Origin of the sequence: Methylomonas rhizoryzae, assembly GCF_008632455.1 — a bacterium.
Classification (GTDB): domain Bacteria; phylum Pseudomonadota; class Gammaproteobacteria; order Methylococcales; family Methylomonadaceae; genus Methylomonas; species Methylomonas rhizoryzae.
The window spans coordinates 2,912,039-2,933,848 of record NZ_CP043929.1; the positions used below are offsets into that span (position 1 = coordinate 2,912,039).

Annotated in this window: 10 protein-coding genes; 2 read left to right on the forward strand and 8 right to left on the reverse strand. The window is 54.1% G+C overall.

What is annotated here, in order from left to right:
- Positions 1-293: 293 nt before the first annotated feature.
- Positions 294-2,300, forward strand: a complete 2,007-nt coding sequence (locus F1E05_RS13015; RefSeq protein WP_150049125.1) for a M13 family metallopeptidase — start codon at positions 294-296, stop codon at positions 2,298-2,300.
- Between the two features lie 67 nt (positions 2,301-2,367).
- Here the strand turns inward: F1E05_RS13015 and F1E05_RS13020 are convergent, their stop codons facing one another.
- Together F1E05_RS13020 and F1E05_RS13025 are read right to left on the reverse strand one after the other, a co-directional pair.
- Positions 2,368-3,234 carry a sugar phosphate isomerase/epimerase family protein gene (locus F1E05_RS13020; RefSeq protein ID WP_150049127.1) on the reverse strand — a complete coding sequence of 289 codons (867 nt, stop codon included), beginning with the start codon at positions 3,232-3,234 and terminating at the stop codon, positions 2,368-2,370.
- Between the two features lie 44 nt (positions 3,235-3,278).
- Positions 3,279-4,127: a helix-turn-helix domain-containing protein gene (locus F1E05_RS13025; RefSeq protein WP_150049129.1), complete on the reverse strand. Its 849-nt coding sequence runs from the start codon at positions 4,125-4,127 to the stop codon at positions 3,279-3,281.
- Between the two features lie 604 nt (positions 4,128-4,731).
- Here F1E05_RS13025 and F1E05_RS13030 point away from each other — a divergent pair.
- Positions 4,732-5,688 (forward strand): FHA domain-containing protein, encoded by a 957-nt coding sequence (locus F1E05_RS13030; protein WP_150049131.1) that lies wholly within the window; start codon positions 4,732-4,734, stop codon positions 5,686-5,688.
- A 94-nt stretch (positions 5,689-5,782) separates the two neighbouring features.
- Here F1E05_RS13030 and F1E05_RS13035 read toward each other — a convergent pair whose 3' ends face one another.
- The 6 genes from F1E05_RS13035 to F1E05_RS13060 form a co-directional block, all read right to left on the reverse strand.
- Positions 5,783-6,721 carry a hypothetical protein gene (locus F1E05_RS13035; RefSeq protein ID WP_150049133.1) on the reverse strand — a complete coding sequence of 313 codons (939 nt, stop codon included), beginning with the start codon at positions 6,719-6,721 and terminating at the stop codon, positions 5,783-5,785.
- Between the two features lie 920 nt (positions 6,722-7,641).
- On the reverse strand, positions 7,642-9,486 hold the full coding sequence (locus F1E05_RS13040; RefSeq protein ID WP_150049135.1) for a hypothetical protein: 1,845 nt from the start codon (positions 9,484-9,486) through the stop codon (positions 7,642-7,644).
- Positions 9,487-9,517: 31 nt separating this feature from the next.
- Positions 9,518-14,185, reverse strand: a complete 4,668-nt coding sequence (locus F1E05_RS13045; protein WP_150049137.1) for a DUF6603 domain-containing protein — start codon at positions 14,183-14,185, stop codon at positions 9,518-9,520.
- A gap of 91 nt (positions 14,186-14,276) precedes the next feature.
- Entirely contained in the window at positions 14,277-15,584 is a 1,308-nt protein-coding gene (locus tag F1E05_RS13050; protein ID WP_150049139.1) for a ComEC/Rec2 family competence protein, read from the reverse strand.
- A gap of 224 nt (positions 15,585-15,808) precedes the next feature.
- Entirely contained in the window at positions 15,809-18,070 is a 2,262-nt protein-coding gene (locus tag F1E05_RS13055) for a LamG domain-containing protein (RefSeq protein WP_150049141.1), read from the reverse strand.
- Positions 18,067-21,666: a hypothetical protein gene (locus F1E05_RS13060; RefSeq protein ID WP_150049143.1), complete on the reverse strand. Its 3,600-nt coding sequence runs from the start codon at positions 21,664-21,666 to the stop codon at positions 18,067-18,069. The genes F1E05_RS13055 and F1E05_RS13060 overlap by 4 nt, the downstream gene beginning before the upstream one ends.
- Between the last annotated feature and the right edge of the window lie 144 nt (positions 21,667-21,810).

Genomic DNA, 21,810 nt, shown 5'->3' on the forward strand with positions numbered 1-21,810 from the left:
ACACCCTGCTAACGACAGCCTCTTGTGCAGATATAGTATCCATCAATCTTACCGCGCATGCTGTCACTCACAATCCTCATTGAAACCGATAGGTGATTGAAAAACCGGAATACTCACATCTATGGAATCGGCGCAGCCCGCATTACACTCCGCACGCCCAAAGCGAGAAAATGTAACCTGACACTATAACTTTGCCGGTAGAATATTCGCCATCGGCAATTGCCGCAAACTTGTCCGCCAAACGCAACAAATCATACACATCCCACCGTAACTCAACAAAATAGCGCATCACAATGAAACCATGGATTTTGGCTTTGGGCCTACTTGCAATTTTTATCGGCAACCAACCTAGCGCGGAGACTATAGAAACGTCGATTGCCCAAACGATGGATCCCCATGCCGATCCTTGTCAGGATTTTTATCGCTACGCCTGCGGCGGCTGGCTGGACAATCATCAACTGGCGGACGACGAATTGCAATTGATCAAAGGCTTCGACCTGGCTAACCAGGCTGTCGAAGACAAGCTGTATGCGCTGTTTCAAACCGCTGCCAAGCTGTATCCCAGCGGCGATAGCCTCAACGACCAAGTCGGCCCGTTTTTTCAATCCTGCCTGGACGACGATCTGCAAAGCAGCGCAATAACCGGCTTGCAGCCTTATTTGGACGCGATAGACCACATCAAAAACCAAACCGAGTTCATGCAAGTCGCCGGGCAATTGCGGGAGATCGGCGTCCTGGGTTTGTTGAACGCAACCGTCATTCCCGATCTTTTCGACGCCAGCCGCTACAGCGTGTTGGTTACGGCCGGCGATCCCGGATTTTACGACGGCGATATCTATACCCGTAAATCTCCAACCAACAACAAGCTAAAAACAGCCAATGCCAACGACATTCAAAACATTTTGCTGCTGCTGGGCGAAACGGCGGAACAGGCGGCGCGCCACACCCGGCAAATCATGGCGATAGAAACCGTGCTCAGCAAACACCACGGGTTGTTCGGCACAGTTAAAGATTTAGATTATTACGGCGCGCCGCAGGTATTGGATCAATCCGCTCCTTATTTTCCGTGGTCGGCTTATTTCGAAGCTACGCAAATGCAAGGCATCACCCATTTGTATTCGTCGCCCAGCTTATTGAGAGCCTTGGCCAAAGTGCTGCGCAAAACCCCGCTGGACGGCCTTAAGGCTTATTTGCGCTGGACGCTGATCTCAAGTTACCGTCCCTATCTGCCGGAAAGCTATTCGATTAGTCCGTACTTTCAGTACCTGATCAGCGTTCCGCGCTGGAAAACCTGTTTGCGCATCACCTCCACGATACTGAGCGACAAAACCGGGCAACTGCTTAAGGCAACCGAGGATTATCAGACCACAGCCAATTTGACCCAGTCGATTTTCAACAACATCAAAAGCCAATTCCGCAGCCGACTGCCTACGGTTGTTTGGTTGAACGAAGATGCGTTGACCGCCACACAGCTCAAGCTGGATGCATTGACGGCCCAATTCGCCTATCCGACCGAATGGCCGGAATATGCGCTATTGGGCTTTGACAGCAACGATTTTCTCGGCAACGTCATCAGCGCGCGTGCCGATCTCGCTCAACGCGAATTCGCCTTATACGGCCAAACGGTAGATAGAAACAGTTGGGAATACAATGGTCCGGGCCCACAGCAGGTCAACGCGTTTTATCAACCGTTGAAAAACCAAATCCATTTGTTGGCCGGGTTGCTGCGCAAACCCTTCGTCGATGCCGAGTATCCGGATGCCGTCAACTATGCCGCAGTGGGATTCGTCGCCGCCCATGAAGTCATGCACGGCTACGACGACGAAGGCCGCTATTTTCTGGAGGACGGACGCGCCGGCTATTTATGGCCGAAAAAAGTCAACAAAAGCTTTAACAAGCGCAGCCAATGTCTGGTTGGTCAATACAACGCTTACCGGGTCCCCGACCTAACGCTGAAGGTTAAAGGTAAACCGACCCTGGAAGAAAATCTGTCCGACGTCAACGGCCTAAAACTGGCCTATCAAGCGTTCATCACTTCCGGCGACTCCACCAGCCAATACACCATCGGCAATCTGACCCTGTCGGCGCAACAATTGTTTTTCGTCAGCTTCGCGCAAAGTTTTTGCAACATTAGCCGTCCGGAAATGGACGAATACACGTATTCCCGGTCTTGGCAGCGCTATGCTCCGCCCCGTCAGCGGGTGATAGGCCCGATAAGCAACCGGCCGGAATTCGCCGCGGCGTTCAATTGCCCGAAAAATTCGGCTATGAACCCCAACCGCAAATGCCAAGTTTGGTAAACGCTTTCAATCGAGATTGCCCGGCATAATCAATGCCGGGCGGACGCCGGTTTAAGCGACAGCCCGCTCAGCCCGGATAACGTTGTTTCATGAATGCCAGGGCCTTACCGGCCAGATCGTCCGAGTCGTGCCACAAGTTGCGCCATACGCACAAGGTATTGGATAACTTGGGATCCACGACTTCGGACGAGAACGATTCGAACGTGATGGGTCCTCGAAAATCGATCCGCTTGAGCGCATTGAAAAAGCTATCGAAATCGACGTTGCCGGTACCCAAATAACCGCGGTGGCTTTCGCCGATGTGCACGTAACCCAGCCGGTCCTTGGCGGCCAGCACCGACTGTTCCATGCCGTTTTCCTCTATGTTCATATGATAGGTGTCCAAATGCAGATAAGCATTGGGCCGATCGACTTCGTCCAAGAACGCCAAGCCTTCCAGTCCGGTATTCATGATGTTGGTTTCGTAGCGATTGACCACTTCCAGATTGATGTTGATGCCTTTCTCGCCGGCATAATCGGCCAGACGTTGCATGGCGGCAATCGAGTTGGCCCGGTTTTGCCCGGACGCCGGGCCGGGATATTTGCCCAGCGCGCAATAAATGACTCCGCACAACTCGGTACCGCCGATCGCATGCAACACGTCGGTGGCCTTGCGCAATAGTTCGTCGCCTTTGGCAACCACGCCCGGATCGGCGCTGCTCACGTCGGTCGCGGCGGACAAGCCCAGGGACGCATGCGCCCGCAGATGGTGCTCCTGCAGCAAATCCCTGGTTAGCACGGGGTCGACTTTCCACGGATCCAGCAAGGCAATTTCGATGTAGTCGTAGCCCGAGCGCGCCGCGCCGCCAATCGCCTTGCGCGCGCCTGCCGGCGTCCAGTCTCCGGACCACACCAAGGCGTGGCCGCCGAACTCCAATGCTTTACCGTTTGCCATAGCCTGATTCCTCCACAAATGAGCGAAGCATAAAGCCCTTGCCTTTAATTGGCGAGCGAGATGTGCAACTCCATATCGCGCACTTGCGTATAGTCCCCGGAAGGCATGGCGTCAAAGCATTGATACGCGCCGGAAGTGCCGAAGCTTTCCCGATTGTCGACCAGCCAAGCAATGACTCTGGGTCTTAAGCGAATCAAGCACTCCAAATAAGTACTGCGAATAGTAAAAACCACAAAGCGGGAAGGTTGCATTTCGAATTCCGACCAACAATCGGGCAATTTCATACCGGGAACCGGGTCGATGGCGCAGCCGTAACGGATATTTTCCGGCGCAGTTATATCGGGGTCGTCGAATACCAACCCATAACACTGACCGGAACCATCGATTCCCAAGCGCTCGAGTTCCGCACGAAATTTCGGCCAATGATTGAGCGACGCCTCGTAAGGTCCGAAATAGCGCTTGTACCACAATATTCGGTTTTTTTTCACAGGCACGATGCGAACCGGTATAGAGCCGATCTCCGTTTCATTGAGTAATTGCAGATACTTATGCGTTGCCGCCAAGCGCATTTGTTGCGGTGTTTGCCCCCAACGGCGGCGGAATGCGCGAGTAAACGCTTGCTGCCCGGAATACCCCATGTTAATGGCGATGTCCAGCAACGACATCCGGGTATGGCAAACAAATACCGCGGCTAACTCCAGCTTCATTTGCAAAATAAATTGGACGAGGACCAAACCGGTTTGCTGTTTGAATAATCGCTGCAATTTAAAACGGCTAAACCCGTATTCTTCCGCCAGTTGTTGGATATACGCTCTATGATCCGATTGACCATGGGCTTGAATGTAAATGTCTTGCTCAACTCGGGAGATAATCTGGTTGATGAATTTTTCCATGTTCGGCAATCCCTTAAATTGACAAGCAAGCACGAAAGGTTTTGTTGAGGATGGTCAATACTTTAAATTCTAACATCTTAAAGCAGGTGCACAAAATGCTAAACGGCTTGAGTCGATTTCACTATAGCATGTCGCTGCGATACAGCACCTCGGCCAATATGCTCGCTAAAATAGCGATATAACAACAAATTTGCAATTAGCGAACGAGAAGCCGATGTTGCGCTGAAACCTTGCGTCCGGTAATAGCGCACCATGCTGGCCGTAAGATTGAACGGATAGTAAACGCCGCTGAAACCGTAAGCCGGATTCCGCAACACTATTGTGCCTGGGAACGCTGTTATTCAATATACTTTAATTAAAAGTCGGCACTATTCGAATTCCTCCGTTGAGCAAAGGTGGCACGCTTTTTATGTCACCCGCTCGATGCGTGAATATTGACATACTTACCGGCTAATTCTCGTTAGCTGAATAGTTATAAAAATTGTTCCGGATGAAATGTGGAAACGCTAAAACTAAACAGAATCCGGCGCGGACTATATTAAACATCGACCCAATATTGACAGTCACATCCTGATCTTGATAACCCTAACGAATAGATTTCACAATGGCAATTTTATTGAATAAAGAAACTGGTGAAAATGTCGAGTTATTACAAACGCATTTGTTTGGCTGCAATGCGAATCTTTCGAATGCCTTTCTTTACGAAGACACAACCTGTCCTTCGCACGCATTACTCCACTGGAATGGGAAAAACTGGTCGGTAATTGATTTAAGTGAATGCGGAACTTACCTGGACGGCAAACGAATCCCGAAGGGTAATTGCATCGCCTTGCGAAGCGGACAACAGTTGCAATTTGGTTCTACGGACAATCACGTGTGGCACGTGACAGACCTCTCCGGCCCTAAAGCTAAAAATCTCACGCCCGTGAGCTTGATTGATAGCGACGTAAAAGAACAGATTATAGAAACGCGCAACGATACGCTTACATCTCAAAATGCGGCGTTACAAACAGAATTAAAATTGATATTGAAGACAATTACAGAAACCGGAAGCGTCAAAAACAACATTGTATTAAATATTGAAGGTGAAAAATTTAATATTCAGATTGATAAAATCGCCGAAAAAAATAACGGCACCATAAAAAGCCCAGTCCCAGAAAAATTACACATGTCGTTTTTTATTAGTACGGACGAAGAGCATACTAAAGTCAAGCTTTATTATGCCGGCAAGCTATATCAGTTAGGAGAATACGTACACCATTATTTACTCGTAACCTTAGCCCGCAAACGTCTTACCGATGTTTCGGCAAAAATAGACTCGACCGCACAAGGTTGGCTGGAGGTAGAACAACTAGCAAAAATGTTAGGCGTTAATATCCAGCATGTAAACATTTACATATTCAGGGCCAGACAACAAATTTCTCGCTTATTATATAAAAATAAATCCGTCGAAATTATTGAACGCCGGCGCGGCAGCATTCGCCTAGCTCCGTTTTCTTTCGATATTTATCGAGGAGAACGTATGGAAGGAAAATACTCACCATTATTCCCTCCAGAATAGAATACCTTAACCTATTTTTATTAAATATTTCGCTCTAAATGTCTAAAAACCGGAAATAGGCCTTTATAAAAAAGGCCTATTGAACTAAAAGCGCTTATCCCACCGATGTTTGCCGAGAATATACGGCCATACTCAAAACGCCTATCACCAACAAAGCCAAGGAAGTCGGTTCAGGAAGCGGCGGATTGGGTTGACTGGCGATAATAGTCCAATCAAGGTTATCGAAAATCGGAAACTCGCTATCGCCGGAAGGTCTGGATAGACCACCGTTGCCGCCGGTCACAAATTTGCCAATATCAAGCCCCGGGAATGTGGCGTTTAATACGGTGACTTGAAAACCGAGATTGGTGTTAGTAATTGCGGTTGCATAGGCGACAGACAAAAATTCATCCACATTCAGCGGCGCAATTGAACTGAAATAATCGTTAGGCCCGGATAAGCCAAGCGTAAGCCTAAGCTCCCCGTTGGTGGCGCTATTGATGCCATCTTGCACGAAACCGTCCCGGCCATAGTCGTTCGCGCTGTCTTCGTATAAGGCCCCGACAAAAATTCCGTCGTTTTGCGCGCCTAACTTTGCAGCATCGAACGTATACATACCGCCTAATATGTTGCCCGTAGACCAATCAAAATAAGCCCTATCGTTAGCCTCCAAAGCACCGAGCCGGTATTGCCAAAGGTCGACATTTTGCGGGCCATCCTGATCGTCAGGGCCTAACGGTCCTAAATCAACATCTCGCCCATCCATCACTTTTACCGCGGCAAATGCTGTGAGTTCGTTAATACTGGTGCCGGAACCGATATTCGTTCCACCTATGCTATTGAAACCTACAATTGCGAACAAAATATCGCCTTTTGTTAAGGTAGCGCCGCCCGCCGCATTAACACTGTCATCGACGTTAATTAAATATTCGGCACTGTTATCGGAAAGCAATGCGGGTGACTGCTTTAAAAGTAAGTCATTAATATTGGTTGCATTCGCTTGTAAAGAAGCACTAGCTGCAAGTAATGCCATTGCAAGTTTATCTATTTTCATTATTTACTCCAAATAGGTATATTGTTTACATCAAGGCTATAAATTTACCTAGACAATAAAGACTCCGTATAACTAGAGTCTATTGTTATCTGCCTTGAACAACATATCCATTACGGATGATTACATTGAATTACAGCGGACGACCGAATGAGCGGTATTTTTCGGATTATATCGTGCGTGTTGGTGAAACCATACTCGCCGCACCTCAAATTTCGGCAATCTGATTTGGAGCCGATCAATCAATATGAGCGCAAGGCGCAGAGATGTTGATCAAAACAGAAAATTGAAGTGCGAACTATGAAGCTATTTCATCGTCGAGTGTGCGTAATTGCGGACGCCACAAAAAGTGCAAACACATGGCTAGACAGAGGAGTATAAAATATCGAAAAACTATGTTATTTACCAAAAACGCTTAAGTCATCTAACACACAATTGATCTAAAGTATTTCTCACGTCGATATTATCAAAAGCATTATTGGCACACTGTGCCTGGGCAAAAGCGATTTCGAAGCCATCGAAAACCATCGCGACGACGAGTATTTCAAAGCCGCGCCGGCCATTGATCAAGTGCCGTCCAGTGCCCGCGGAATCCTGGTCGACGCCACGGAAAATCAATTCTCCGCTTGCGTGGAATTGACCGACGACAAGGCATCGAATCGGTTCGACGCCTTAGTCGCAACTCTTAAAAGCGAGAGCAAAAGCCGGTAGCTCACCGCAGTAGCAGTTAGCGAAAGATTGACGCCGTGCGCTTCGACCGAACCTCTGCATGCTCCCTAAGCTCTAGCCGCAGCCGCATCGATAGCAAAACAACTATTCAGCGCCTACAAAGAAAGAGGCGGCATTCCCCTCCGACGGGAATTTGTGCCAAGGCTAAATAGTTGCCGGTAAACAAAGGGCAAACTTGCTTATCAAACCGATGGTTAGCGCCACTGCACCGCCACCTCGAATTTTTGCATCCTTCCGAGTAATTGGCGCGCCAGTAAATGCGAGGAATCTTGGTTAAAGGTCTTCAATTGCAGTACCCGCAGGGACGAGTTCTTCCATATTTGCGGGTTTTGCAATTGTCCTTCCACCGACATATGCAAGATGTCCGGGGTCTGCTGAATAGTCAAAGCCGTAAATTCGTCTTCGAACAAGTACAGAGCGACGGCCGGCGACAGCTGCGCGTAGTGGTAAGGTGGCAAGCGGGTTTGATCGGCAGCCGTCACAAAGACTTGCAGCCCCGGCCAGCCGGCCACGATGTTGGAACGCAATAAAAAGCCGGTCAGTTTCTTATTGGCGAACTGCTCCGACAGCGCGGCTTCGCCGTCTTCGCAACAGGCTTGATGGGTGGACGGCACCCGCGCCGCGCCGAAAACGCCGTCGATCAGGGCTTGCATCCACAGCGAATCAACCGTGAAAAACCGAATGGACTCCGGCGGCAGCATGCGCTCGTCCGCCAACAAATAGTTCAGAGGTACGCCTTTGAATTTCTGTAAATCCTGTAACCATTGCGTCAATTCCTCAGGCGGCTGCGGACATTCGCAAACGCAAGCGCATTGCACGCTCGGCAAGTGGCTGCCGGGTCTGCCAGGGGCCGCCGCCGCTTGTGCATGGGCGTGGTGAATTTGCTGCCGGCGCCACTTTTGCAACGCGCCCAGAATGCGCCGGTTTTGCAACACCAGCAAGCGGCCCAGTTCCCATGCCGCGGCGTATCCGACCGTCAGCATGCCGATTTCCGCTTCGTAAGCCAGCAGACTATCGGCGCAGGCCGCCGGCAATTTCACCGCTAGCGGCGCGGCAAGCAAAGAGCGCGGCGGAATCAGCGGACCGGCGTACCAGGAGACACCGCGCTCGCCGCTGCGAAATGTGTGCTGCAGCGGCACCAAGCCTCGATTCAGATAGCGTTCGGCATCCGGATTCAAGGCCGGCGGCAATTGCAACCAGCCCGAACCCAGCCGTGAAAACAAACCGGCCAAGGTTTCGCTCTCCGGGTGGTCGGCGCATTCGCAGCTAAAACTCCAGCTATGCAGCACCACCAAGGTGCTGCCGGCTTGGCCGCCGCTGTCGAAATCGTGGCTGCGATAGCGATTTTCCACCGAAACCAGATGCACGGTGTTGCGGCCCTTGGCCGGCAAGCGTTTTCCAAGTACAACCGCCACGCTTTCCATCGCCTGGCCGTCGACCTGCCGGGCGCGCACGTGGCACAGCAGCTTCAGCTCGTCGAGGTCCGGCATGCAGTCGTGCAGAATCTGCGCCGGCACATCAATGGCCTGAACCGGATCGGAATCGTGCTGGCCGGAGAGATGCTCGCCTGTCTCTGACTCTCTGGCCTGCGGCGGCAGCTTCCCCAAGGTGGTGGTGTAGACCTTGCTCTGTTGGGCTTCCGCTTCGTGCAATAACAACAAGACCAGCCAAGGCGCTTTGCCGTCGTCGTCGGCCTGCTTGCCCGTCGCTGGCAAATTGTTTGCGTGACTGCCGCGCTCGGCGCTGCGCTCCCACGGCAGCGTGTCCCGGCTTAACATCACGTGCGGCAAGCTGTTTTCGTAACTGCCGCGCCCGCCCTGCGGCGGGTACACCGAATGAATGTCGGCAGGATTCAAACTGAAACGCTCGCCGGCCACCCAAAATTCGACTTTGCTGTCGTGTTGAACTTCGGTTTTTTGGTCGACGGCCACCCGCCAATTTGCGACCAGTGTGTAAGCACCTGCCGGCAGTGTGGGCCGGTGCTCTTTGCGTAAAAAGTATTGGGTTTGGGCATCTTGGGTGAACGTCGTTTCCGCCATACTTTGATCCTCCTGTTCTAAGCCAATCTGCCTATGCCGCTGGACGCGAAACCGCGCCAGCCTTCTGCCATTCCATCAACACCGGCTCGCTCAGCCAAGACGCTACCGTCACGCTGCTGCAATCGCCGTCGTTGCCGGCATACAGGCCCTGCAGCACGTTTTGCCGCGCTTGCCTCACCGTCGGAGCTTGCAAAGTAGTCTTCACCTTATCCAGCCGGCCTTTTTGATCCTCAGCCGGAATAAAGCTTTGGGATACGTTCGAACTTGCCGGAACCAAGCGTTGCCGGTGCGGGTCCGCGGTGCCGCCGGCGACTTCGACCTCTTCGGCGTGTGCCTTGATCGGATTGATCACCCGAATTTCGTAAGCGCAAATCGCGTTTTGCAACAGGTCTTGATGCCGCTCGGCGGGGTCCATTTTCTCGCCCCATAGCGAGGCGGGCACCGCTTGCCGAATCGGCACGGCCTGAAAATATTTCCGGCTGACATCGTCGCTACCGAACTTGATAATGATCTCTTGGTGCATATCCCACGCCACCCGCGCTTTATTCATAGGCGCTATGCCCAACACCGGCTCAACCACGCCGGGGGCCTCAACCGGCGCGCCGAGCAAAGCCCCTTCCGGCTGGGTAATCGGTATCGCCGAATTAACCGTGATGACCAATTGGCGCGGATTGATCGCCCCTAAATCGGTCGCCGAATTGCTGTTAGTTTGCTGGTCGGCTTGAGCCGGACGTGCCACTTTGCCCGCCGTCACCGTCACGGCACAAATGTCGGCAGTGGCGGGTAAAAACGATTGTTGGAACTCCGACCATGTCAAAGCTTGCGGCACCGGACGCTGCTGGTTGCCAAAGGTTACGTCAAACGAAATGACGAACCAATGCACCTTGGCGACCCCGGAGAACGGCGGTCCCCACACAATAAGTAGCGCGCCCAGTTCCACGCTGACGGTGTGCCAGCCGAAGAATTTAAAGGTGTAGGAAGCGCCTATCGAGACGCCGATTTCGCCTTTATAAAAGTAAGGCTGCCAGCCGATCAGGAAATCCACCCCGGCAATAAACCAGGCTTTCAGGTGATCGCGTTGCCAAACAGCCTGCAAATGCCCGCCGGCCATCAAAGCTGACGGGGTCAGCGCGAAATAGGCGTCGGCTTTGACCGACAAATTGGCGTCGACTTGCCAGTTCATGCCAATGCGCGGCACCAGCGGATAATGGGGGGGTACCTTAAAATCCTTGTGATAACCGCCCAGCGTCAATACGAAATCGCCTTTATTTTTATGATTAGCAAACCAGCAATAAAAGGCAAAGCCGCCGGTGATGTGGCAATCGGGGGAAAACACATGGCTATCCGGCAGCAATTTGGCCATCACCATCAGCACGCCGTCGTCCGGCACAAAACGGGCGATCAAGGCCAAGCTGGCCGAAATCAGCGGCGGCTTGCCGGTGTTGGTCTGACGCGGCGGCGCAATCAAGGTAGCCTTGCCCAACACGTCGATTTCGAAATGCTGGCCGAACAACACGCTGAGCAGCACGAAACCTTCGATATTCTTGAACGAATTGAAGCGCACGCCGACGGCCAGAAAATACTCGCCGATGGCCGGGGTAATCGCGGCGCTGAGCTGCTCGACCACCTGCATCGGCGTACTCGGCGGGCTGGGCGGCGAAATGGCTTGCTTGACCAGCGGAAATTCAGCCACTTGATCGATCTGCGGTATGTTCAGGGTACGGTTGTAGCCAAAACCGGCAGCCAATCCTTCCACATAGAAAAACACCGTGCCGCCCAAGGGATAATCGATCAAGGCGTAAACGAACAACGACGGATGTTCTTGCTGAGTCGCCGGGTCTTTCAACGTACGATAAGCGCCCAAAGCTTCGATAGCCAGTTTGTTGTAGCCTATGCTCAGTGCGCCGTCGTATTCGCCCTCTGCCATACGCAGCAACGCACCGCCTATTTTCAAGGCGCCGGCGCTGAAATCCACGCCGAGCCCGTTCAAATGGAAGGTCGGTTTGAACTCGCCGCTGCTCAGCGCACTCAGCGCGCACTCGGCGGCCAAGCCCTGCAAGCTAATGCTCAAGCCGCCGGCCATCAGCGCGGCATCCAGCAGAAAATCCAGGTTTTGCCCGGACAAGCCTATGCCTAAGCGCTGAAAATGCACCGGCCCGAAATTCTTTTGCAGATTGAACCATTTAACCACCAACTGCGCTTGCGCGCCGCTAGCCGCGATAGCTGGCGCGGTCGAGCCGGCCGGTTGTCCGTTGGCGGCGGCTTGCTCGATGTTGGTGGCTAGCGGCAAATCCAATTGCTCGGAAATCTCGCCCATCCGCAAGGCGGCATTGACTTTGACCTTGCCGCTGGCGGTATCGAACTTGGTTTCCGCCAGCTTGGTGGCGGTATCGGCACTCAGCGCGTTGATGCGCTGGATTTCGGCGACCTCGAAATCGGCGCTGCCAGCCAACAGCTGGAACACCACATTCAAGGTTTGGCTACGGCCTAACGCGGCGCCGACCAGCGGCAACTGTGACAGCTCCAAGCCGGCTTGCAATTCCATGCCGAACAAGAACTTGCTGACCTCGCCGGTTTTGCCGAAAGCCAGTTGCACGTGATCCAGACCGATATGAATGTCGGCCGGAATCAGCTTGGAGACGGATTCGGAAATTTCGGCGACGAAGGCGCGCAAATACACTTTATCGGCACCGGCGCTACTGTAAGACGCCACCAGCAGGCTGGTACCATCGGCGTAGCTACCGAAGCCGACTTCGAAATCGCGCTGCAACACGTGCAGCGATCCGCCGAAGGTCAAGTTGTGCGCGGTTTGTTCCGGCACTTTGGTCAGATCGGCGCGCACGGTCAATGTGGCCAAACTAGTGCTACCCACCTGACCGTCTATCGGGAATTGTGCGGTGGCGTGAAATGAAAAATCTTGGGTTGCGGTGTTGAATTTGACGCCCAAGTTGTACAGCTGCAATTCTCGCACCGGCCCCGGCAACTGCGCAGCATCGGGTAGCTTCAACAGCTCGCCTATTCCCACCAACCATTGGCCGGCCGGAATCTTGCTCTGCTGGTAAGTACCGCCGGCAAAGCTCCAGCCGCTGCCGTTGCTGACGTAATCCGCCTCCACGAACAAGCGGGCGTCGGCCAAATCGAAGGAGCCGACGGCCTGAAATTCGGTGTGGGTTTCCCCGGCGTGGTTGAGCTTGAAAAACACCCCGCGCAAGGCGAAGGATGGCAGCTCGGGAATAGTCCAGACCCCTTCCAGTTGGATTTCGCCTTGATAGAGCTTGGCTTTGGGCCGTACCGAAAAGGCGAAATCCCGCACCGCCAATTTTTCCAATTGCGGATGTTGGTTTTGGCCGACGAAATGATCCAGAATTTCGATGATGTCGATTTCGCTGTTGTCGATCAACTGGCCGCTGAAACCGTAATCGGTCTCCCCACCGGCATAATCGAAATCGGCGGTCAGGCGCAACACCCCGGTTTTGCCTATGCCGAACAAGCCGGACAAGGCCAGATTAATCCCCGGCCGGGTGGCCGGGTTTCTGATCACCACATCGATGTCGATGGCGTTCAACGCCAGCACGTTGTCCACCAATACCCAGCGGTTAGTGTCCTGGTTGGTTTCGATATTCAGGCTGACCCAATCCAGTTCGAAGCTTCCGTCGCTTTTGTGTTCCGCCAACAGTTCCAATTTGGTCAGAGTGACCAAGCCTTTTGGCTGAAAATCGCTGGTCGGCAACGACAGGCGGCAACCGGGCACGAAACCGGCCACCACGTCCCAGGCCAAGTCCATGCCTTCACTGAGATCGGACCAGAAACGCAGCGCGCCTTCTGCCTGATAAACCTCCGCACCGAGCGGAATTTGATAACGGTGGGATTCGCCGCCATTGCCGGCCGGCACCTCAACCACTAAATCGGCGGTCCAGGTCAAATTGCAGGACGGCTCCCGCTGGCCGGTCGCAGTGCTGAAGCGCGGCGCGGCTTTCAGCACGTATTGCACGTTCTCGACCGCAAACAAACCGCCCAGCGGCGCATCCGGCGCTTGCGGCAAGCCGCCGTACAACGACACGTACGGCGCGACAACCGTAACGTCCTCGTCCTCCGCGAACGCGGCGATACTGCCGAACAGAGGCAAGTACTTGCCCTCGGCTGCCGAACTGAAAAACAAGCGGGGATTGCTGCCCTTGACCGAGTCCGCCGCCAACAAGCCGTTGAACAGCATGCCGGCCGGGCGTTTCGCCTCGTCGTTATCGTGCGAATTCAACACCAGAAACGGAAATTGTTGGTTAGGCGCGGAAAATTCCAGATCGGCCAACAGCGAGTTCAGATAGAACGGGAAACCGCCGGCCAAGGTCCAATTGTCTTCCGGTTTTAAACCGGCGGTCAGCGACAAATGCAATTCGTAACCGCCGCCGACCGGCTCGCACCAAAGTTCAAAACTAACTGCCATACCGTTTACAGGCGGCTCGCTGCCCCAGCCTTGCAGGCTGATGCGCCCGCCGGTCGACGGCGGATTGACGACGGCAAGCCGGCTCAGACGCAACGTACCGCGCGGGAAATAGCCGGCGACGCTATCGCGAACTTTATCGGTATTTAGTTGCGCGCTGGATAAGCCGGCAAGATAGGCTTTGTCCAAAGTTAAGCTGGCCTCTCCCCCCGGCAATTTACCGTCGGCGAGCAAACGCCGGTAAAGTTCCTCGGTATTCATAAGCGCTCCCGGCGGCAGCCGCGAATCGATGAAATAGAGTCGGGATGAGTCGATACACCCCGGCTACAAACGCGCATTCGACCGGTCAACCTCATATGTTGACGACATCCTTGCTAAACGCCCCGGTTTTGGAAATTTTATAGATAGTCCGAGTCTTTTTTTCGGTCACTTCCCTGATCAAATCGCCGGCGGAATTGATGGTGAAATACAAATGGCCGTTGCTGTCGGTTGAATAAACCCCGAAGGCTTTATAGGTTTTGCGCCATTCGCTACCCGCCATGTCAAGCCAGCCGTCATCTCCTCCACATTTGATATCGTGTTCATCCATGCTGTTGCACAAACGATACGCTGTGGTTCTGCCGCTCAATTTCGTCGCGTTTACATACTTTTCTACGGTCTTCCAACGCGGGTTGGTATCGCCTTCGTGCGGCCCGGAACTAATAGCGGCCAAATAAGGATTCACTAATTTCACAAAGTTATCCCCTGCGTGCTCGGTGCCGGAACCGTGATGTTCCAATTCCATAAGGTCGACATTCTTAAGCAAGTTGGTATGGTTTGCAGTCAGAAAATCTTCAGTGGAGTAAGTCGCATCCGCACATAACAAAATTTTTCGGCCATAGACTTGTACCAAGGTAACGATGCTGGCGGCATTGGCTTCGGTGTCGGCATAAGCCTTGACCACCTCGCCGCTTAACAAATCGATGCTGCAACTGCTTTCATTGACGACTCGGATCGATTTTCCGGTTACCGGATACAATTTTTTCCAGTCGTCTCCGGCACTCGATTCCAAACTGACCTGAGCAGTATTAATAGACACTCGATTGACGATACCGGCCTTGTCCATATAGTCGAAGGTTTTATTTTCAGCATAATCGCTCTTCTTTATGGTGAAAAATAAATTATTTACCTTGCTGACCACCGGTTCTATTATCCTCGTTACTTCGTTGTAATGATCCAAGTCGGGATGACTTAAGATCAGAGTATGCAATTCTTTCTTCCGACCATTCAAAAAATTCGGGCCAACCAACACATCGCTAATCGTGGTCTGATAATTCGGATCTGACGGCGATTTGCGTTGGCCGCAATCGATGACTACCGTATCTCCAGCCGGGGTGCGCATGAAAATACAATCGCCCGAACCAATGCTCATGAAGGCGATGATAAAACTGTCTTTGTCGTTAGCTTTCGGCGACGAACTGCGGGCTAAAGCGGCCTTTATTACATCCTCGTTGGCTTTTTTGATGACATCGCGCGCATCCTTTTCCTGTTGTGCTCTCACATAAGTGGCTTTCAAATTATTGAACGTGTCGGCATCTACCGTATCCGTTACCACATTGTTAAGCGCCGTTCTGCCATCACCGTCGAACCAAGTCCATAGCGGGTGATCTTTGTTTACCAATTTAAGCTTGTCATAAACATCGCGGTCCGCTGTTCCTAAGTCGGCAGGATTGATACCTGTCGGTTTTGCAGATCGGTCAGTTTTACTATAGCTGCGAGGTTTAAATTTCTTGTAAGGATTGTCTTGCGAGTTATCATCATCACCGTCGTCATAACTTCTTTTCATTATCCGCTTACTCACTACTTGGTATCAGTCGTCTAAATAGGCCTTTGCGCAATCGGGGTTCAACCCGCAACCGGGTAAGTAATGCCGTCTAAAAACACATGCACTTGATACATGGCATTGAGCATTGCCTGTGAAAATACGGAGTTAATGCTGACGCCCAAGCTTGCCGACCGCAACGGATCGCCGTTCAAATACAAAAGACTCCATATTTGCGTCGGTGTCGGGCTACCGGCGATCACGCATTGCACCCGGTTTGGAAAGCGCAATTGCCGGTTGGGCCCCGGCGCGCACAACCCCGGCAGCGTCAGACAATTCTGCCACTTCCTCAACCACTCCTCTTTTTCCGGCCAATTCGTCGGCAACTGATAAAAAGCCTGCCCGAACAGATGCACCATGCCTAATGCGTCCACCATATACTGCGGTTTTTGCTCGTCCGCAATTTGCCAGCCCGCTTCCAGTTGCATCGGCGACAACGGTGGCCGGCGGGAAATGAACAAATTGTCCGCCTTGATCGTGCCTTTAACGTCCAGTTCCGCGCTGGGCGGGGTCACGCCTATGCCGACTCTGTTATCCACCCAAGCGAACGGCGCCTTATCGATGACGCAGGTGAAGCGGCCGTCCCAATAGCCGGGTATGTTGCGGTAATCCAAATACAGGTTGGAATGGCCGTAAGCACCGGTCGCCGAGACATTGTCCAAGCGGATTTCCAAATATTCGCCCGGCTCCAGTTGAAAATCGGCCAAATCCAACAGCCATTGCCACGGCTTTTGCTGCGAGCCGGCGATGCGTTGCGCCATAGGCGACTGCTCGCCGACCTTGCCCTTGTCGTAGCGCACCTCGATGGCGCCTAGTTTGTCCGGCGTAGTCAGCGCCCAATCGGTGCCTTCGGCTTCGTCGAAGGAGAGTATGAATTGCGAATTTGCGTCGAAGCGCATCACGCCGCTGCCCGGACGCGGGCGAGCGTCGTCGAACAAGGCTTGATCCGGCACCACGTTGGTCACCCGCAAGCGCAACGGCGTTTGGCTTCTGCCGCTATTGTTCAGCAATACGTTGCTGCCGGCGAAACCGACGTGCAGTGGGATGTTACGCCGCCCCAAATGGTTGACCAAATTCAGGTTTTGCTGCGTTCCGCCGGCGACGGTTTCCCCGCCGCCGCTTTGCAAATTACGGTAGCCGAAGTCGACCAGCGTGCTGCGGGTGCCGTAACGAAAATCCGCCTGTACGTGCTCCAAACCCAGTATCAAACCGGCTTTCGGAATCGGCCCCGGTTTTGTGCACAAAAAATACAGCGAATCGCCGTCGGTTGGACTGGTCCAGGTTTTGTAGCCGACTTTCCAGTCCGGCGGATTGCCCTCCAACGTAATCTTGGCCAATTCGCCGGGGGCGATAGCGCCGGGGCGAAAAGTCAATTCGAAGTGGCAGTTGTCTGCGCTAGGCACATCCGACAGCAGCGGAACCAAATGCAATTCGGCGCTGGAGACGTTTTGCACCCGCAAATACATTTTTTGGCCGTCGGGATGATCGTCCATGAACAGGGTCGGGTCGGCATCGCGATTTTCCAGCACGAAATCTAACGGGTGAGTGATGCGGTAACGGTATGCCACCGGCCTGTCGGCTTCCATGTCCCAGTTAATTTCCTCAGCCGACAAGGCCCGTTTGTATACCCGGAACTGCGCCATGCGGCCGACGAAGGCATCGCCAATCTGTTCGCTGATCGGCGTAGATCGCGCCAGCATGCCGGGCTGCTTGCTAGCAACACTGCCGTCTGGCGCAGCGCTTTGCCATTCGAAATTCGAGCGTTGGCTTTGCAAATCGCTCGCGGAGATTCCGTTCAAATACGCTCTGACGTCGCCGTTGCGCGCTCTGACCCAGGCTACGTGCATCCATTCGAAGTCGCGGGTCTTGATGCGTACGTCGTAGATGCTGTCGCTGATGCCGCTACCCTTAGCGGTAACCCCGTCGAATGCCAAAAGCATCAATTCACCGTCCGCCAATCGCTTAAGGCTAAATGCCCAGATGCGGTCCGGCCCGGCAAATGGATCGGGCATCTGCAGCAGACACAAATTTTTTTCTACAGCCAACGGCTTGATCCACATCATCAAGGTTAACGCTTCACTGGCGGCTGCAACGTCGCCCAGAACCGGCAATTCCACGTAACAGTCGCGATTGCCGGTCAACTCCAGGCACAGTCCGAATTCCGGATCAGTCAGCGTGGCTGCGGCATGCACCACGCCGTTGCGACGGGCATCGGTGGTATCGTAAAGCGCCGTTCCGTGAATTTCGTCCAACGGTAAATGCAACAACAAATCCAGGTCGGTCATGGTTGCTCAGCTCCTTGGGTTTTTTCGTCGTCAGTGGGATGGGGAGTTAATTTCAGCCAGCCCTCGCGCAGTTCCGGGGTGGCGGTAAACGGCGTGTACAAACCACCGGCGCTGATCGGTACGCTAGTCCAATCCTGGCCTTGTTTGTCTATCCACGACCAAGTGATGCCGGGCGCGTCCGACACCGGCAAGCCTATTGGCCGACTGGCGTCCGCCCGTTGATCGACCAGCACCGGCGCGCTCAACAGCATGGTTTCGATGTGCTGCAGCGCGGCGGCATACTGGTGCGGCGGAATCTGGATGGCTTTGACCGGCAAAATACCGCTGCTGGCATGCACCAGACCGCGCGGATCGATCAGCATGCCGACGGTTAGCGGCACGTCGTTTACCGATTGATACAAAAAATCGCACTTAAGTGCGGAACCGGGCGCGGTCGCCGGATCGTAAACCGGAATCACGTAGGCGTTGTCTTGATAACCGCCCTGCTCGTCCTCCAGCCAGTACACGGTCAGGCCGTCGTTCAATTGATCTTGCTCGCCCAAGCGGATCGGGAATTTAACGGCGGTAAACTGGTCGTCGATCGGCCTGTGCTGAGTTAGGCTGGTGCGAAACTCGTTCCAGCCTTGATGGGTGGCCGACGGCCCTTGCAATTCCAGGCTCAAGCTGGCACGTACCAACGCTAAGGGCCGGCCCAGCAGCAAGGCGTCGGCGGTCTGTTCGGGTTCGATCAGCATTTGCGCGTTGACCAGATCGGTCAGCAACTGATCGAAAAAAGCCGGCGAAGCCGCCAGCAAAAAACCGATCAAGCGCCGCAAATGGGGGTTGCCGATTTGCTCTAGTTGCACGACGGCCGGCTGCAGGCCCGGCGCCGAACGCCAGCGCACGAAACGGCTGGCGTCGCGCTGCAGATAGCCTAGCGCCTTGCCCTCGGCGTCGTAGAAAAACAAGCTGCTATCCAAGGTATTCGCCAAGGCCCAGCCGCAAATCGGCGAGCTGTCCGGATGCGCATTCGTTTCCATTTGCCCGTCTTGCGCCGCCAGCCAGCGAAACTGCAGGCGGGCCGGCTGCACCAGTCGCGGCGGCAAAACGATGCTGGCGTAACGGTCGCGGGTTTTGGCCGGCATAGCATTGGCGCTGCCGCATTCCGTGCAATCAAAATCCTTGATCCGCCCGAAGGTACCGATCAAACGCAAGCGTTTAATTTTTAATTCGCCACTGCGGATGGGGCTGAAATCGTCGTAAGGCTGAGGCGCGCTGAAAATCTGATCGCCGACCGCCGCTCTAACCCGCGCCGCAAACCGGCGCTGATCTGCGAAACCGATGGGATCGTCTATCGGCAACTGCAGCGTTTGTTTGTGCATCAGCAACGCGTCGTTAAACCCGCTGAGCGATTGCGCCAGACATAAAAATCGTTGCGCCTTCAGCTGGTCCATGGCATTGTGCAAGCGGTCGCGGGTGGCCTTAGTCAGCGCGGTGCGGCCGAGTTCGCCGCGGCGCTCGCGTTGGTCCAACTTGTCCAGATAATCTTTAAGCCGCTCCACATACAAATCGATAGCCTGGGGCGTTAACAGCGATGCGCCGCTATACAGATAAGCGCCTTGCGCCAGCGCCGGCTCGTCGATTTTAGGGGTCAGATCGGGTGCGTTGCGTTTCAGCGTGTAATTGCGCCTGATGAATTCAGGGGCATAATTTCTGCCGGAGGTTGTCAAATTACCCAGATGTTTGGACGGCGTCAGCTCCACTTCCCAATGCAGCATAAAGGGATGCCAGGGCTGCTCGCTCCAAATGACCGGTTTCAACTTGCCGCTGGCGTCTAGGTCTTGCGCCAGGCGTTCGACCACTTCGCCCAAAGTTTCCCGGCCGATGTCCAGGGTGTGGCAGATCAGTTTGTTATCTTTATCCAACTCGGCGCTACGGGCATGCCAGTCTTCGGTATCCACCATTTCCCCGGTCAGCAGTACTACCGGCTCGGTCGGCCGCCAATAACGCGGGTCGGCAATCGGTTGCAACACGTAGTGCGATTGCGGATTGGTGTCGTGGTGTTCGGCCAGTTGCTGTATCAAACCCAGAACGGCCCGTTGTATACGAATCGCGATGGTGTGCGGTGCACCACTCGCTCTAACCGGCATCGCAGACTGGCTGTCGAACTCGAGCTGTCCGGTTTGCGCCAGTTTTTTTTCCAGCGCCGGCAAGGACTGGTGCTCGATGTAATAGCGGATTTGCGCGATGGGCGGATAATCGGCTTCGTCGTTCTCCGGCGGGTACACGCTCAGCATGTATTTGTACCAATCGGCATACAACTGCCGGCGCATCGCATCTATTTCGTCACATGCGGCGTTGTAAGCGCGCTGCAGAGTGTTTAACTCGGCCAAGCTACTGGCAACGTCCGGCCAGAGCGCTACCGGTTGCACCTCGTCGTTACCGGTAGCGGCGGACGCTGCCGATTGCGGCCTGACCGACCAATGGAAACCGGCATGCACACCTACAAAGCCGCCGGCATGGCGGGCTTCGGCAAACTTCGCAGCCAAATCCAGTTTGCGGTAATCCAACTGCGGCGCCAGCATCGCCGCTTCCAGCTGGTCTTCGATTTCGGCTTTAATCGCGTCGAACGGCCGTTGGTCCTGACTTTCTTCTCGCCCGAGTTCGGAGGCGATGAAGCAGGATAAGGCTTCGCTCAGCGTCGCGCCGAAATTGACTTTAGGGTCCGCCAGCTGCGGGGTCCACACCGGCTCCTGCTCCTTGTCCGGTCTGAAATCCAGCTGACCGCAACAGGCCAGCAAGGCGTCGGCCGGCGGGTCGTTGCCGACCGTCCAATCCAGCTTGTCGCGCAGCACCTTGCTCATCAAATCCTTGCCGGTTTCGTCCTGCGAGCGCCCGGCTCTGGCCTGCTGCAGCAAGATTTGCAAGTAGTCGTGCCGGCCATCGTCGTACCAACCAATGACTTGATAATACAAGCCGTCAGGCATGCCGGCGGCGAAGCGCGGATCGTAAAACCCGAACACGCTGTGGCAGTTGGGGTAAAACGCAGCGAAACTCGGCTCGCCGTAACCGACGGCGCTAGGGGGAGGATTCAGATAGTCGTTGCGGCTTCTGTCTTGCTGCAGCCATTGCTTGAGCGGTATCGCTCTGCCCATGCGGCGAAACGGTCGCTGCTGAGTTGCTTGCGCGTCTTGCTCACTCCAAAACGGGTAAGCGATGCTGCGATGCTTAGGGTCTTGCGATGAATCGTCCTCGGGGAACAGATAGTTGCTCTCCACGATCCACTGGCTTTCGATTTGCCTACGTCCACCGCGTTCGCGGCCTTGGGTAATCAGCCAGCGATCCGGCAACGCCGGAAATCCGCCGCCGTCGGCGCCTCGGGTCAATGCCGCCGGAAACGCCCAATGCAGGTGTATGCCTTTTTCCAGAAAAAAATGCCGGTCCTGGAAAGGTTGAGTCACGACGGCTTCGCTAAGCCAGGCAATCGAACTGTTGACGTCGCGCGTGCCGTCGAAATACGGCAAGCGGGAAAAATCGGCGCCCGGCTCGGCGACTCGGCGCCCTTGCTTGACGTAAAGCGCATCCAGGTGGATGGGGACTAGAACGACTGTTCTCATTCGGAAAAGACCGCCTTGCAACACATTGCGCAGAAAACCCAAACCAAGGCCGGCTACCCGCTGTAGCCATCCGCCTCGCATGCAACGACACTATGGACCAGCGCAACTAGCCTCCACGAACGGCGCTTGTTCCTCACTTTCCGG

What these genes read in the sequence shown, in the direction of transcription:
- F1E05_RS13015 (WP_150049125.1), top strand. Translation starts at nt 294, where the DNA reads ATGAAACCATGGATTTTGGCTTTGGGCCTACTTGCAATTTTTATCGGC.
- F1E05_RS13020 (WP_150049127.1), bottom strand. Translation starts at nt 3,234, where the DNA reads ATGGCAAACGGTAAAGCATTGGAGTTCGGCGGCCACGCCTTGGTGTGG.
- F1E05_RS13025 (WP_150049129.1), bottom strand. Translation starts at nt 4,127, where the DNA reads ATGGAAAAATTCATCAACCAGATTATCTCCCGAGTTGAGCAAGACATT.
- F1E05_RS13030 (WP_150049131.1), top strand. Translation starts at nt 4,732, where the DNA reads ATGGCAATTTTATTGAATAAAGAAACTGGTGAAAATGTCGAGTTATTA.
- F1E05_RS13035 (WP_150049133.1), bottom strand. Translation starts at nt 6,721, where the DNA reads ATGAAAATAGATAAACTTGCAATGGCATTACTTGCAGCTAGTGCTTCT.
- F1E05_RS13040 (WP_150049135.1), bottom strand. Translation starts at nt 9,486, where the DNA reads ATGGCGGAAACGACGTTCACCCAAGATGCCCAAACCCAATACTTTTTA.
- F1E05_RS13045 (WP_150049137.1), bottom strand. Translation starts at nt 14,185, where the DNA reads ATGAATACCGAGGAACTTTACCGGCGTTTGCTCGCCGACGGTAAATTG.
- F1E05_RS13055 (WP_150049141.1), bottom strand. Translation starts at nt 18,070, where the DNA reads ATGACCGACCTGGATTTGTTGTTGCATTTACCGTTGGACGAAATTCAC.
- F1E05_RS13060 (WP_150049143.1), bottom strand. Translation starts at nt 21,666, where the DNA reads ATGAGAACAGTCGTTCTAGTCCCCATCCACCTGGATGCGCTTTACGTC.